11 protein-coding genes are annotated in these 14,154 nt (G+C 69.0%); 6 read left to right on the forward strand and 5 right to left on the reverse strand.

What is annotated here, in order from left to right:
* Positions 1–194 precede the first annotated feature (194 nt).
* The 3 genes from HWW87_RS11245 to HWW87_RS11255 all read right to left on the reverse strand — a co-directional run bounded on the left by HWW87_RS11245 (position 195) and on the right by HWW87_RS11255 (position 2,381).
* Positions 195–548 (reverse strand): DUF4148 domain-containing protein, encoded by a 354-nt coding sequence (locus HWW87_RS11245; RefSeq protein ID WP_175820308.1) that lies wholly within the window; start codon positions 546–548, stop codon positions 195–197.
* A 355-nt stretch (positions 549–903) separates the two neighbouring features.
* Positions 904–1,173 carry a hypothetical protein gene (locus tag HWW87_RS11250; protein WP_174387653.1) on the reverse strand — a complete coding sequence of 90 codons (270 nt, stop codon included), beginning with the start codon at positions 1,171–1,173 and terminating at the stop codon, positions 904–906.
* A 101-nt stretch (positions 1,174–1,274) separates the two neighbouring features.
* Complete coding sequence (locus HWW87_RS11255) at positions 1,275–2,381, reverse strand: substrate-binding domain-containing protein (protein ID WP_175820309.1); 1,107 nt, start codon at positions 2,379–2,381, stop codon at positions 1,275–1,277.
* Between the two features lie 131 nt (positions 2,382–2,512).
* Between HWW87_RS11255 and HWW87_RS11260 the strand changes: the two genes are divergently transcribed.
* Genes HWW87_RS11260 through HWW87_RS11275 form a run of 4 tightly spaced genes read left to right on the forward strand, consistent with a single transcriptional unit; the run spans position 2,513 to position 7,818 of the window.
* Positions 2,513–3,016 (forward strand): NAD(P)H-dependent oxidoreductase subunit E, encoded by a 504-nt coding sequence (locus HWW87_RS11260; RefSeq protein ID WP_175820310.1) that lies wholly within the window; start codon positions 2,513–2,515, stop codon positions 3,014–3,016.
* The gene (locus tag HWW87_RS11265) at positions 3,013–4,590 is read left to right on the forward strand and encodes a formate dehydrogenase beta subunit (protein WP_175820311.1); all 1,578 of its coding nucleotides are present in this window, start codon (positions 3,013–3,015) and stop codon (positions 4,588–4,590) included. Before HWW87_RS11260 ends, HWW87_RS11265 begins: the two co-directional genes overlap by 4 nt.
* Before the next feature lie 17 nt (positions 4,591–4,607).
* Complete coding sequence (fdhF, locus tag HWW87_RS11270) at positions 4,608–7,559, forward strand: formate dehydrogenase subunit alpha (RefSeq protein WP_175820312.1); 2,952 nt, start codon at positions 4,608–4,610, stop codon at positions 7,557–7,559.
* Positions 7,560–7,566: 7 nt separating this feature from the next.
* Positions 7,567–7,818 carry a formate dehydrogenase subunit delta gene (locus tag HWW87_RS11275; RefSeq protein WP_175820313.1) on the forward strand — a complete coding sequence of 84 codons (252 nt, stop codon included), beginning with the start codon at positions 7,567–7,569 and terminating at the stop codon, positions 7,816–7,818.
* An 8-nt stretch (positions 7,819–7,826) separates the two neighbouring features.
* On the opposite strand, the gene HWW87_RS11280 is transcribed toward HWW87_RS11275, so the two are convergent.
* Positions 7,827–9,443 carry an FAD-dependent monooxygenase gene (locus HWW87_RS11280; RefSeq protein ID WP_175820314.1) on the reverse strand — a complete coding sequence of 539 codons (1,617 nt, stop codon included), beginning with the start codon at positions 9,441–9,443 and terminating at the stop codon, positions 7,827–7,829.
* 58 nt (positions 9,444–9,501) lie between these two features.
* Between HWW87_RS11280 and HWW87_RS11285 the strand changes: the two genes are divergently transcribed.
* A complete protein-coding gene (locus HWW87_RS11285) occupies positions 9,502–11,409 on the forward strand; it encodes a tetratricopeptide repeat protein (protein ID WP_175820315.1) in 1,908 nt (635 codons plus the stop codon).
* Positions 11,410–11,490: 81 nt separating this feature from the next.
* On the opposite strand, the gene HWW87_RS11290 is transcribed toward HWW87_RS11285, so the two are convergent.
* Entirely contained in the window at positions 11,491–12,786 is a 1,296-nt protein-coding gene (locus HWW87_RS11290; RefSeq protein ID WP_175820316.1) for an MFS transporter, read from the reverse strand.
* 351 nt (positions 12,787–13,137) lie between these two features.
* Between HWW87_RS11290 and HWW87_RS11295 the strand changes: the two genes are divergently transcribed.
* The gene (locus tag HWW87_RS11295; RefSeq protein WP_175820317.1) at positions 13,138–14,094 is read left to right on the forward strand and encodes a hypothetical protein; all 957 of its coding nucleotides are present in this window, start codon (positions 13,138–13,140) and stop codon (positions 14,092–14,094) included.
* The last annotated feature ends 60 nt before the right edge of the window (positions 14,095–14,154 follow it).

Raw genomic sequence — 14,154 nt, forward strand, 5'->3', positions numbered from 1 at the left:
CGACGCCTTCCGAAAAAGCGCCCAGCCCGGATGGGCCGGGCGGAATGCCGCCGATGTTCGGCGGCAGGAGGTGACGGATGTTCTGCCGCGCCCGCGCCATCATCGGCTGCGCCGGGCAGTGACCGGCCCGCTGGTCAGGCGTCGGGCGCGACGCAGCGCAGCACCCGTGCCGCCCATACCGGGCAATGTGCGGCTTAGCTACCGCGATACAGCGACTTCATCTCTTCCGCGCTGGCCGGGCGCACGCCCATTGCACGCGAACCCGACGCCGATGCGCCCTGTGCCTGCGCACCGAAGCCGCTGGCGTCGGCACCTTGAGCTTGCGCCAGCCCACTGCGCTGCTGCTCCGCGATACGCGCCGTTGCGGCCTGGATCGCTTCCGGATAATGCGGATCTTCGCCGCGGGCGGAGTTGTAACCGGCCTGCTGGAGTTGAACCAGTTCGGCGCGGACCTGCGCACGGGTGATCGTCGAACCCGACTGCGCGAACGACACGACCGGAGCAACGAGAGCAGCAGCAACGACAACGGCTTGAACGAGCGACTTCATGATGACCTACCTCCAGATTTGTCTGATTCGGCGGTGAACACCTTGATCAGCGCCGACAAACCGAAGTTTATGTAGGTGGATGCTTAAGAATAAGGCAGGTTTCAGGAAGTCACCCTTCCTGATTTACGGGTTAACCCTAGATCCCGTTGGAGCGGCAATGCGGGCGAATGGCCGCTTCGTCCGTCCCCGCATTGCGCGAAGAGCGGCCGAAAAGCACGAGCCCCGCGAAGCGGCTGGCTTCGCGGGGCTCGAATAGAGCGGGATCGGGCGGAACGTCTGCAGCCGTCTGTCAGTCGATCAAACCGCTGCGCAGAAAACAGGCGCCTCGCTCGGGCGCAGACACGCCGCCTGCGCGTTACCGCGTATCCAGCGGGCACTTCAGGTTGCAGCCGTTCGGGTCGCCCAGGTCACCCTTGCGGCGCAATGCCGACTTCTTGCCGCTCTGGTATTTCTCCGACGGCGTCGACGCCGCGAACGGCATCTGCGGATGTTCGTTCAGGCGGAACTGTTCGCTCAGGATGCCGCCGGGCACACCCGGGGAATTCTGCGCGAGCGCAAACGGCGAAGCGACGACCAGCAGCCCCGCGGTCAACGCTGCCGCGGCAAGGGGAACGGAAAATTTCATGGCGGGATGACGCCTGAACGGCGTGCTTGTTGGAACGTTGATCAAGCGGCAAGCGTAGCGCAAATCCCCTACTGCTGCAGCGCGGTTCGATCGCGTCTTCGTTACCGGGAATTGCCGTCTGGGCCGCTCGCATCGTCGCTGCCGGCCAGCCCGGTCGCGATGCGCTCCAGCGCGCCGCACGCGGCCGGATCGTAGCCGTCGAGATGCGCGACGCGCTCGACGAAGCGCGCGTCGCGCAGCAGCGCCAGCACATCGGCGAGCGGCCGCACATCGAGCCGCGCGCGTTCGCATGCGAAGTAATAGTCCTCGTCGACGACCGGGATGAAGTCGAGCCCGAAATGACGGGCGGCCGGCTCGACGCCGAAACCGAGATCGGCCATGCCGCTCGCGACGAACGCCGCGATCGCCGAATGCGTGAGTTCGGCCGACGCATAGCCGTCGATGCGCTCCGGATCGATGCCGATCGCGCGCAGCGCGAGATCCAGCAGCATGCGCGTGCCCGACCCCGGCTGGCGGTTGACGAAGCGGATGTCGTTGCGTGCCAGATCCGCCAGCCCGCGCACCTGCTTCGGGTTGCCGCGCGGGACGAACAATCCCTGCTGGCGGCGCGTCAGGTGGATCAGCACGTAGCGCGTGTCGTCGAGCCAGGGCCGGTAGATTTGCGCGCACTGCGCGCGAAACGCGCCGCGCGGCAAATGGAAGCCGGCGAGGTCGCATTCGCCGCGCGCGAGCGCCTGCACGGCCTCGACGCTCTCGCGATACTTGATGTCGACGGCCGCCTGCGCATCGACGAGCGCGGAAACGAGCGTCGCGACCGCATAGCCGTGCGACGCATGAATGCGCACGGCGCCGTCGCGCTGCGCGAGCCGCCGGTTCAGTTCGCTGGCCACCTCGGCCGCCAGCGTGCGCAGGTTCCCATCGAGGCGGCTGCGCGCCAGACGCTGCGCATCGACGACCGCCTGCCCGAGCGCCGACAGCGTCGAACCCTTGCCGCGCGCGGTTTCGATCAATTCCCCGCCGATGCACGACTCCAGCGCGCGGAGCATGCCCCACGCGTGCCGGTACGACAGCCCCTTGGCTTGCGCGGCCTGCGCGATGCTGCCCGTATCGGCCACGAGTTCCAGCAGCGGCGCGACGTCGGACAGACTGGCCGACCGGCCTTCGGTGTCGCGTACGGTCAGATACGCGTCGCATTCGATTCGAATCAATTATGCACTCCGATTTCCTATTGCGACCGCGAAATCTTCCGCTTATCGTTGGTCAAAATCAATCAGAACGAAGTCGCGATGCGCACTATATGAATAGCGAGCGCATATGAGACTTTGGAGGAGCATAACCGATGTCCCCGAATTCCCCTGCGCCCGACGCGCTCGTCGAGCGCCATGCGCGCGCCGGCCGGTCGCTCGTCGCGATCCTGCACGCGATCCAGGACGACGCGGGCTACGTGCCGCCGGGCTGCGTCGCGCCGCTCGCCAAAGCGCTGAACCTGTCGCGCGCGGAAGTACACGGCGTCCTGACCTACTACCATCATTTCCGCACCGCGCCGCCCGCCCGCGTGACGATCCAGATGTGCCGCGCCGAAGCGTGCCGCAGCATGGGCTGCGAAACGCTCGCCGCCCACGCGGAAGCCCGCACGGGCTGCCGGTTCGACGCCGCGCACGGCGATGCCGGCGCGGTGGTCCACACACCGGACGACGTCGCGCTCGAATCGGTCTACTGCCTCGGGCTGTGCGCGCAATCGCCGTCGATGACGGTCAACGGGGTGCTCCACGCAAAGGTCACGCCGGAAAAGTTCGACGCGCTGCTGGCCGACGCGGTCGCCCACACGCCGGAGGCCGCATGACCATCCGCATCTACGTTCCGCGCGATTCGTCCGCGCTGGCGCTCGGCGCCGACGCGCTCACCGCCGCGATCGCGGCCGAAGCCGAACGGCGCGGCGTCGCGATCGAACTGGTCCGCACCGGCTCGCGCGGACTGCTGTGGCTCGAGCCGCTCGTCGAGGTCGGGACGGCCGCAGGCCGCGTCGGCTACGCCAACCTGTCGGCCGCCGACGTGCCGGCCCTGTTCGACGCCGACTGGCTCGAAGGCGGCGCGCATCCGAGCGGCGTCGGCCTCGTCGACGCGCTGCCCTATCTCGCCCGCCAGCAGCGGCTCACGTTCGCGCGGATCGGCCTGACCGATCCGCTGTCGATCGACGACTACCTGCAACACGACGGCCTCGCCGGCCTGAAGAACGCACTGGCGCTCGACGGCGATGCCGCATGCGAGACGCTGATCGAGTCGGGGCTGCGCGGCCGCGGCGGCGCGGCGTTCCCCGCCGGCATCAAGTGGCGTACCGTGCGGCAAGCCCGCGCCGCGCAGAAATACATCGTCTGCAACGCGGACGAAGGCGATTCGGGCACGTTCTCCGACCGCCTGCTGATGGAATGCGATCCGTACTGCCTGATCGAAGGGATGATCATCGCGGGCGTCGCCACCGGCGCGACGGTCGGCTACATCTACGTGCGCAGCGAATACCCGCACGCGATCGCCACGCTCGAAGCCGCGATCGTCCGCGCGCGCGAAGCCGGCTGGCTCGGCGAGCACGTGCTCGGCTCCGCGCACGCGTTCGAGCTGCACGTCGCGAAAGGCGCGGGCTCGTACGTATGCGGCGAGGAAACGGCGCTGCTCGAATCGCTCGAGGGCAAGCGCGGCGTGGTGCGCGCGAAACCGCCGCTGCCTGCGCTCGCCGGCCTGTTCGGCCAGCCGACCGTGATCAACAACGTGATCACGCTCGCGACGGCGCCGGTGATCTTCGCGCGCGGCGCCGCGTTCTATCGCGACTACGGGATGGGCCGCTCGCGCGGCACGCTGCCGTTCCAGCTTGCAGGCAACATCCGTTACGGCGGCCTCGTCGAGCTCGCGTTCGGCGTCACGCTGCGCGAGCTGCTGTTCGATTTCGGCGGAGGCACGGCCAGCGGCCGGCCGGCACGCGCCGCGCAGGTCGGCGGCCCGCTCGGCACCTACCTGCCCGACCACCAGTGGGACGTGCCGCTCGACTACGAGGCGTACACGGCGATCGGCGCGGTCGTCGGCCACGGCGGCATCGTGCTGCACGACGACACGTCGAATCTCGCCGAGCTGGCCGAATACGCGATGAAGTTCTGCGCGATCGAATCGTGCGGCAAGTGCACGCCGTGCCGGATCGGTTCGACGCGCGGCGTCGAGACGATCGCGCGGATTCGCGACGGCGATACGTCGGAGCGGCAGGTCACGCTGTTGCGCGACCTGTGCGACACGATGCTCGCCGGTTCGCTGTGCGCGATGGGCGGGATGACGCCGTACCCGGTGCTGTCCGCGCTCGACCATTTCCCCGAAGATTTCGGGCTCGCCGCCGGCAAGCAAGCCGCGGCGGGTCCGGTCAAGGCTGCGGCCTGACCCAGAAGGAGCCCTGCATGTCCCTCGACACGAACAACGTCCGCCAAGGCGGCTGCGGCTCGGGCCAATGCGCGTGCAAGAGCGCCGCCCAGGCGCGCGCACGCGATCCGCACGACGATACCGACTACGGCACGCCGCAACGGTATGCCGACACCGACGTCACGCTCGAAATCGACGGCCAGCCGGTGACGGTGCCGGCCGGCACGTCGGTGATGCGCGCGGCGATCGAGGCCGGCGTCAACGTACCCAAGCTCTGCGCGACCGATTCGCTCGAACCGTTCGGCTCGTGCCGGCTGTGCCTCGTCGAGATCGAAGGCCGGCGCGGCTACCCGGCGTCGTGCACGACGCCCGCCGAAGCCGGCATGAAGGTGCGCACGCAGTCGGACCGACTGCAGTCGCTGCGCCGCAACGTGATGGAGCTGTACATCTCCGATCATCCGCTCGACTGCCTCACCTGCCCGGCCAACGGCGACTGCGAGCTGCAGGACATGGCGGGCGTGGTCGGCCTGCGCGAAGTGCGCTACGGCTTCGACGGCGCAAATCACCTGAAGGACACGAAGGACGAATCGAATCCGTACTTCACGTACGATCCGTCGAAGTGCATCGTCTGCAACCGCTGCGTGCGCGCGTGCGAGGAAACGCAGGGCACGTTCGCGCTGACGATCGCCGCGCGCGGCTTCGAATCGCGCGTCGCCGCCGGCGAAAGCGAATCGTTCATGGCGTCGGAATGCGTGTCGTGCGGCGCGTGCGTCGCCGCATGCCCGACGGCCACCCTCCAGGAAAAATCCGTCGTGCAGCTCGGGCAGGCCGAGCACTCGGTCGTCACGACCTGCGCGTACTGCGGCGTCGGCTGCTCGTTCAAGGCCGAGATGAAGGGCACGCAGGTCGTGCGCATGACGCCGCACAAGAACGGTCTCGCGAACGAAGGCCACGCGTGCGTGAAGGGACGCTTCGCGTGGGGTTACGCGACGCACAAGGACCGCATCACGAAGCCGATGATCCGCGAGAAGATCACCGACCCGTGGCGCGAAGTGAGCTGGGACGAAGCCCTCACCTACGCGGCCACGCAGTTCCGCAAGCTGCAGCAGAAGTACGGCCGCGATTCGATCGGCGGCATCACGTCGTCGCGCTGCACGAACGAGGAAACCTATCTCGTGCAGAAGCTCGTGCGCGCCGCGTTCGGCAACAACAACGTCGATACCTGCGCACGCGTGTGCCACTCGCCGACCGGCTATGGCCTGAAGACGACGCTCGGCGAATCGGCCGGCACGCAGACGTTCGCATCGGTCGGCCAGGCCGACGTGATCGTCGTGATGGGCGCGAACCCGACCGACGGCCATCCGGTGTTCGGCTCGCGGCTGAAGCGGCGCGTGCGCGAAGGCGCGAAGCTGATCGTGATCGACCCGCGCCGCATCGACGTCGTCGATGGCCCGCACGTGAAGGCCACGCACCACCTGCAGTTGCGCCCCGGCACCAACGTCGCGATCGTCAATGCACTGGCGCACGTGATCGTCACCGAAGGGCTGGTGGCCGACACGTTCGTCGCCGAGCGCTGCGAGACGCGCGCGTTCGAGCAATGGCGCGACTTCGTCGCGCAGGCCGACAATTCGCCCGAGGCGACCGCGGACGTGACGGGCGTGCCGGCCGGGCTGGTCCGCGAGGCCGCGCGCCTCTATGCGACGGGCGGCAACGCCGCGATCTATTACGGCCTGGGCGTCACCGAACACGCGCAGGGCTCGACGACGGTGATGGGCATCGCGAACCTCGCGATGGCGACCGGCAACGTCGGCCGCGAAGGCGTCGGCGTCAATCCGCTGCGCGGCCAGAATAACGTGCAGGGTTCGTGCGACATGGGTTCGTTCCCGCATGAACTGCCCGGCTACCGGCACATCAGCGACGCGGTCGTGCGCACGCAGTTCGAACAAGCGTGGTCGGCCACGCTGCAACCGGAGCCCGGGCTGCGCATCCCGAACATGTTCGACGCGGCGCTCGACGGCAGCTTCAAGGGGCTTTATTGCCAGGGCGAGGACATCGTCCAGTCGGACCCGAACACGCAGCATGTCGCGGCCGCGCTGTCGGCGATGGAATGCATCGTCGTGCAGGACATCTTCCTGAACGAAACCGCGAAATACGCGCACGTGCTGCTGCCGGGCTCGACGTTCCTCGAGAAGGACGGCACGTTCACGAACGCAGAGCGCCGGATTTCGCGCGTGCGCAAGGTGATGCCGCCGCTCGCGGGCTACGCGGACTGGGAAGTCACGCTGCAGCTGTCGCAGGCGCTCGGCTACGACATGCATTACACGCATCCGTCGGAGATCATGGACGAGATCGCACGGCTCACGCCGACATTCTCGGGCGTGTCGTACGAGAAGCTCGACGCCCTCGGCAGCATCCAGTGGCCGTGCAACGAACACGCGCCGGAAGGCACGCCGACCATGCACATCGACACGTTCGTGCGCGGCAAGGGCCGGTTCGTGATCACCAAGTTCATTCCGACGCCGGAGAAGGTCACGCAGCGCTATCCGCTGATCCTGACGACGGGTCGCATCCTGTCGCAATACAACGTCGGCGCGCAGACGCGCCGGACCGAAAACGTCCGGTGGCACGAAGAGGATCGCCTCGAGATCCATCCGCACGACGCGGAGGATCGCGGGATCCGCACCGACGACTGGGTCGGCATCGAATCGCGCGCGGGGCAGACGGTGCTGCGCGCACTCGTGACGGAGCGCATGCAGCCGGGCGTCGTGTACACCACGTTCCACTTCCCCGAATCGGGCGCGAACGTGATCACGACGGACAGCTCCGACTGGGCGACCAACTGCCCCGAATACAAGGTGACGGCCGTGCAGGTGCTGCCGGTTGCGCAGCCGTCCGACTGGCAGCGCGCGTATGCGCGCTTCAACTCGGAGCAGCTCGACCTGCTCGAGCGCCGCGCCGCCGCGCCGGCCGCCGTGACGACAGGCAAGTGAGGCAGCAATGGACAACGACCACCTGATCGACATGGCCAACCAGATCGGCGCATTCTTCGAATCGATGCCCGATCGCGACGAAGCGCTGACCGGGATCGCCGAGCATATCCGGCGCTTCTGGGAGCCGCGGATGCGTCGTGCGTTGCTCGCCGCGCTCGACGATCCGTCGAGCGAAGCCGGGCAACGCGCGATGCCGATCGTGCGCGAGGCGATCGCCGCGCATCGCGCGTCGCTCGTCCCTGCCGCGGCGCCCGCCTGACCGCCCGGCTACGCGGACACCGACATGCCCGCGAACCAGCTTTCGCAGTGGCGCAGCAGCGCGTTGGCGTCGGTCGCCGTGCGCCCGCGCGCGGCGACATAGCCGTCGGGCCGCAGCAGATAGAACGACGGCCGCGAGCGGCCGTATTCCTGCGCGAGCCCCGCCGTACCGTCGCCTTCGGCATCGGCGACGCGCCACACGCGCACCGCTTCCGGCATGATCCGTTCAAGCCCCTGCACGAGCCCCTGCGCATCGGCCGGGAGCGGCGGCACCTCGCCGGCGTCGGTATTCACCGGCTCTTCCAGCAGCAACAGCGTGAAACTCGCCGGATCGTGAAGATCGTATAGCCGCGCCGTGCCGGGCGCCCGACCGAGCGGCCCGTCGAGCACGTGCACGAGCGCATCGGGCGCGCGCTCGCCCGCGCGCGGGCCGCCGTCGAGCACGCGCTCGAGCGTGAGCGGACTCTTCCGGTACTGCACGCCGAGCTCGCTCACCGTGCGCGTGAGCGCGTCGCGCATCGGCCCGAACGACGCCAGCAGCGGCACGACATGATCGCGCAGCAGCTTCATTGCGCCGCGCTCGGCTTCGACGACCTGCGTGACGAAACCGGTCTGCCGCAACACGTCGCGCTCGATCGGATGGCGCTCCGCGTGATACGTGTCGAGCAACCGCTCGGGCGCGCCTGCGCCGAGGACGCGCGCGAGCTTCCAGCCGAGGTTGAACGCCTCCTGGATGCCGGTGTTCATGCCCTGCGCGCCGGCCGGGCTGTGGACGTGCGCGGCGTCGCCCGCGAAGAACACGCGGCCATGACGCAGCCGGCCAACCATCCGGCTGTGCAGGTGGAAATAGGACGACCACGCGAGATCGCTGGGCGAGATCGATGCGCCGACGCGTGCACGAATGATCGCGTCGCATTCCGCGAGCGACGGTGCCGGCGCATCGGGCGACGCGTCGCTGCCGGGCGGCCGGTCCGCGACGAGCCGGTAACGGCCGCCTCCCATCGGAAACAGGCCCGCGATACCCACGGGCGTCGTGAACAGGTGGATCTCCTCGTCCGGCCAGTCGGGTATCGCCGCGAAATCGGCAAGCAGGAAAGTCTGTTCGAACGCATGCCCGGCAAAGCCCAGGCCGAGCAGATGCCTGACCGTGCTGTGCGCGCCGTCGGCGGCGATCAGGTACGACGGGCTGAACGACTCGTCGCGGCCGTCGGCGCCGCGCAGCGTCACGTCGAGCGACGTGCCGCGTTCGACGGTCACGCCCATCCCGGCCAGGTGCTCGGCGAGCAGCCGCTCGGTGATGCTCTGGTCGAGAAACAGCAGATACGGATAGCGCGTTTGCAGCGGATCGAAATCGAGCCGTGCGATCACGCGGCCGTCGGCATGCAGCTCGGCCGCATGCGCGCGATGGCCGAGCGCGAGAAACGGTTCGACCGCACGATGCTGCTCCAGCAGTTCGAGCGTGCGCGCCTGGATGCCGATCGCACGCGAAAACGGCGCGGGCGCGACGAGACGATCGATGATGCGCACCGGCACGCGGGCCCGCGCGAGGCTCATCGCCGCGGCAAGGCCGGTCGGCCCCGCGCCGACGATCAGCACGGGTGGGATATCAGGCAGTGTGTCAGCCATGAGAACCTCGATGACACGCGACCCTGCAAGTCTACGCCGCTCCGCGTCACGGGGCCATATGCCAACCGGCCGATACGCGGCCCCGCCGCGCGGTGTGGGAAAATACGCGCTTTCCGCCAGTTTTCGCGTCATGGATTCCGCATTCGACCAGGCGTACGCCGCACACCGCGCGGGCCGCCTCGCCGAGGCCGAGCACGGTTATCGCAACGCGCTCGCCTCCAACCCCGCCGACGCCGACGCGCTGCACCTGTTCGGCGTGCTGCGGCACCAGCAGGGCCAGCACGCCGAAGCAGCCGACCTCGTCGGCCGCGCCGTCGCGCTGCGTCCGGGCGATGCCGCGCTGCAGCTCAATCTCGGCAACGCGCTGAAAGCGCTCGGCCGGCTCGACGAAGCGATCGACCGCTTTCGCAACGCGCTGACGCTCGCGCCCGAATTTCCGCTCGCGCACTACAACCTCGGCAACGCGTATGCAGCGCTGCAGCGTCACGACGATGCGATCGACGCCTTCGGCCGCGCGCTGCGGCTCACGCCCGACGACGCATCGATCCACAACAATCTCGGCAACGCGCTGAACGCGCTCGGCCGCCACGACGACGCGCTCGCCGCGTTCGGTCGCGCGCTCGAGCTCCGGCCCGGGCATGCGGGCGCGCACAACAACCTCGCGATGGCGCTGAGCGCGATGGGTCGCGCAGACGATGCGATCGCGCATTTCCAGGCCGCGATCGCCGCACAGCCGCGGTTCGTCGCCGCGCATTTCAATCTCGGCAACACGTTCGATGCGGTCGGCCGGCATGCCGAGGCGGCCGCGGCATTCGAAGCCGCGCTCGCGCTGCATCCGCCGTTTCCGCTCGCGCTGTTCGGGCTCGCGAATGCCCTCTGTGCGCAGGCGCGCCACCGCGATGCACTGCCCTACTATGAGCGCGCCGTCGGGCTCGATCCGTCGTTCGGGCTCGCATGGCTGAATCTCGGCAACGCGCATCACGCGCTCGGCGCGCACGAGATGGCGCTGCGCGCATTCGACCAGGCGCTGCGCGTCGCGCCCGATCTCACGCTCGCGCGGCTGCATCGCGCGGTCACGCTGCTGACGCTGCGCGACTTCACGCGCGGCCTGCCCGCCTACGAAGCGCGCCACGAGACGCCCGGCGCGACGCCGCTCGGCGCGCTGCCGCGCTGGCAGGGCGAGCCGATTGCATCGCGCACGCTGCTGATCCGCGCGGAACAGGGGTTCGGCGACACGCTGCAGTTCGTCCGCTTCGTGCCGCTGGCGCGCGCACGCTGCGCGCGCGTCGTGCTCGAAGTCCAGCCGGAACTCGTCGCGCTGCTGGCGCCGGCCGCGTCGCGCTGGCGCGTGACGCTCGTCGCACAGGGCACCGCGAAGCCGCCTGCCGCGGACGTCGCCTGCACGCTGATGAGCCTGCCGTTCCTGCTCGGGCTTCAGCCGGAGGACATCGTCGGCTCGCGCTACCTCGATGCGCCCGACGGCGCCCGGCGGCGCTTTCGCGGCTCGCTCGGCGGGCAGTCGAAGCGCAAGTTCGGTTTGGCGTGGTCGGGGCGCCGGCAGGCGCAGGAAAACCGCTCGATGCCGTTCGATGCGCTCGCGCCGCTGCTCGCGCTGCCGGACATCGACTGGATCGTGCTGCAGCCTGCGCTCGACGACGCCGAACGGGCACGCGTCGACGCGCATCCGCGCGTGCATCGTCTCGACGGCCGGCTCAACGACTTTGCCGACACGGCCGCGCTGATCGAGCGGCTCGACGGCGTCGTCACGATCGACACGGCCGTCGCGCACCTCGCGGGCGCGCTCGGCAAGCCGCTGTGGGTCATGCTGCCGTTCGCACCCGACTGGCGCTGGTTCACCGGCGACGACTGCCCGTGGTATGCGCAGGCCGGGATTGCCCGCCAGCCTGCGCCGGGCGCGTGGCCCGACGTGGCGGCCGCGGTGGCCGACATGCTGCGCGGGGCATGACCGCAAACGACAAAGGGAGCGCATTGCGCTCCCTTTGTCGATGCGATGTGCGGCCGACGCCGCGCGATATGCCGGCCGCCGTCAGGCCGACTTGTACTGGTTGCGCGCGTCGGGCGTGCGGTACAGCACGAGCGTCGCGATCAAGCCGCAGATCGCGGCCACACTCAGCCACAGCCCCGGCGCCGCCTTGTTGCCCGTCTGGTGAATCAGCAGCGTCGAGATCGCCGGCGTGAAGCCGCCGATCGTCGTTGCCAGGCTGTACGCGAGCGAGAAGCCGGCCGTACGCACGTCGGCCGGCATCACTTCGGTCAGCGCGACGACCATCGCCCCGTTGTACGACGCGTACAGGAACGACAGCCACAGCTCGACCGCGAGCAGCCGCAGGAACGACGGATCGCCGACGAGCCACAGCACGGCCGGGTAAGCCGACAGCAGCGTCAGCACGGTGAATGCGATCAGCACCGGGCGGCGGCCGATGCGATCGGACAGCGCACCCGACAGCGGCAGCCATACGAGATTCGAGATCCCGACGCAGACGGTCACGACGAGCGCGTCGAGCGACGACAGGTGCAGCACTTCCTTGCCGAAGGTCGGCGTGTAGGCGGTAATCATGTAGAACGACACCGTCGTCATGATCACCATCCCCATGCCGGCCACCACAACACCCCAGTTGTCGAGCATCGAGCGCATGATCTCGCCCATCGTCGGGCGGTGACGCTTCGCAAGAAATTCGTCGGTTTCCTTCAGCGAACGGCGGATCAGGAACAGGAACGGCACGATCAGGCAGCCGATCAGGAACGGAATGCGCCAGCCCCACGCGGTCATCTCCTCGACCGGCAGCGCGCGGTTCAGCACGACGCCGACGAACGCGGCGAACACGACGGCCACCTGCTGGCTGCCCGACTGCCACGACGTATAGAACCCCTTGTGGCCCTTCGTCGCGATCTCCGACAGGTAGACCGACACGCCGCCGAGTTCGACGCCCGCCGAGAAACCCTGCAACAACCGGCCGAGCAGCACGAGCACCGGCGCGAGCACGCCGATCGTCGCATAGCCCGGTATCGAGGCCACCGTGAGCGTGCCGATCGCCATCAGCCCGAGCGTCAGGATCAGCCCCTTGCGGCGGCCGTGATGGTCGATATATGCACCGAGCACGATCGCACCGACCGGCCGCATCAGGAAGCCCGCGCCGAACACCGACAGCGACAGCATCAGCGACGCGAAAGCGTTGCCGCTCGGAAAGTACGTTTTCGCGATGGCCGACGCGTAATACCCGTAGACCATGAAGTCGTACATTTCCAGGAAGTTGCCGCTGACGACCCGGAAGACGGTGCGGACTTTCGATTCCTGCGCGATGGCAGGGGACGCTATGGACATGTTTTCTCGCTCAGCTCGGATGGCGCGCATACCGCGCCGCATGAATCCGGCAATGCGCGACGCGCCGGGCTGGCCGGCGCGCACGGGCATCGCTGCCCGCCGGCGGCACGGCGCGTAACGGCGCGCCGCCGGCATGACTCGCGAATCATGCCACGCCAGGCCGACATTTGCCTTGTGGCGCCCCTGTCACGGGCGTCGCGGTATCCGCCTCGTACAAGTCGCCCTGATACGAGCACAAGAATCAGATTGATCTGATCGACCTGCGTTCGCCGGCTGACCACAATGTCACGATTTGCGACGACATTTCCGCGCCGCGCCGGCACGGTTGCCCGTGTCGCACGGCCCCCCTTCATGATCCCATCGCCCCTCGTCCCGGTCGAAGGCGCGCTCGCCCGCCCTCGCGCCACCCCGCTCGATCACGTCCCGCCGTTCGGCCGCGAATGGCGATTTCGCGGCGCGCCCGGCGCAGGGCCCGGCAGAAACTGCCTCGCGACGCTGACGACGTCCTGCATCGATGTCGACCGGCCGCACCGCGCGTGCCGATGGCAGCCGCTGCCCGTGGCGGCGTCGCTGCCGGCTTCGTCCGGGTTGCCTGTCGCGCCGGCAGCTGCCGCCGGCCGGCGCTTGCGCCATCCCGCCCGCCCCGCTCGCGACCGGCGCGCGACGTACGCCGTCTGCTGGAGCATCGGCGCACTCGGCATCATCGGCTGGCTGATCGGCGCGTACGAGCCGCCTGCGGGTTTCGGTCCCGCGTATACGATTCAAGCGGCCGACGGTGCGCCCGCTCACATCACGACATCGACCGGCACCGTATATGTCGCCGCGGCTCAACCCGCCATGTCGACGAACGCCATGCCGCAGCGCCACGTGGCGACGCCTGTCGCGAACCCGACGGAATCGCCGCCAGCCACGCACCGCGCCCCGCTTCGTCCCGCGCCGCTTCACCCGCAAGCGACGTCCGACGTGCGGCACGCCGCCCCTGCCTCGCCACGTCGGGCAGCCGGCCAGCGCACGATGGAGGCACCGCCCCGCACACCGGTCGTGCCACGGCTCGCTGCACATCCGCCGCTCCAGCGCGCCGCGACCCACACCGGCACACGCGATCGGCTCGCCCATCTGCCGCGCACGGCAGACACACGCGATACGCGCAACTCGCTCGACGATCCGGCCACGTTGATTGCGATGGCGAACGCGCTGCGCGCCACGCAGCCGGCCCGCCCGGCGCACGCGAGCACGGTCGGTTTCGACTGGACGTCGCACCTGTCGCACCGCCGCGTGACCGACGTGCCGGACGCATTCGCGCACTGACGCCCGCGCAATAAAAAACCCGGCGAAGATCGCTTCGCCGGGTTTTTGCTCGTCTCGCGC

Source organism: Burkholderia sp. BCC0419, assembly GCF_902830285.1.
Taxonomy (GTDB): Bacteria; Pseudomonadota; Gammaproteobacteria; order Burkholderiales; family Burkholderiaceae; genus Burkholderia.

Excerpts from the sequence above, each read along its gene's own strand:
- HWW87_RS11295 (WP_175820317.1), top strand. The coding sequence starts at position 13,138 with ATGATCCCATCGCCCCTCGTCCCGGTCGAAGGCGCGCTCGCCCGCCCT.
- HWW87_RS11245 (WP_175820308.1), bottom strand. The coding sequence starts at position 548 with ATGAAGTCGCTCGTTCAAGCCGTTGTCGTTGCTGCTGCTCTCGTTGCT.
- HWW87_RS11285 (WP_175820315.1), top strand. The coding sequence starts at position 9,502 with ATGCCAACCGGCCGATACGCGGCCCCGCCGCGCGGTGTGGGAAAATAC.
- fdhF (WP_175820312.1), top strand. The coding sequence starts at position 4,608 with ATGTCCCTCGACACGAACAACGTCCGCCAAGGCGGCTGCGGCTCGGGC.
- HWW87_RS11280 (WP_175820314.1), bottom strand. The coding sequence starts at position 9,443 with ATGGCTGACACACTGCCTGATATCCCACCCGTGCTGATCGTCGGCGCG.
- HWW87_RS11275 (WP_175820313.1), top strand. The coding sequence starts at position 7,567 with ATGGACAACGACCACCTGATCGACATGGCCAACCAGATCGGCGCATTC.
- HWW87_RS11260 (WP_175820310.1), top strand. The coding sequence starts at position 2,513 with ATGTCCCCGAATTCCCCTGCGCCCGACGCGCTCGTCGAGCGCCATGCG.
- HWW87_RS11250 (WP_174387653.1), bottom strand. The coding sequence starts at position 1,173 with ATGAAATTTTCCGTTCCCCTTGCCGCGGCAGCGTTGACCGCGGGGCTG.
- HWW87_RS11265 (WP_175820311.1), top strand. The coding sequence starts at position 3,013 with ATGACCATCCGCATCTACGTTCCGCGCGATTCGTCCGCGCTGGCGCTC.
- HWW87_RS11290 (WP_175820316.1), bottom strand. The coding sequence starts at position 12,786 with ATGTCCATAGCGTCCCCTGCCATCGCGCAGGAATCGAAAGTCCGCACC.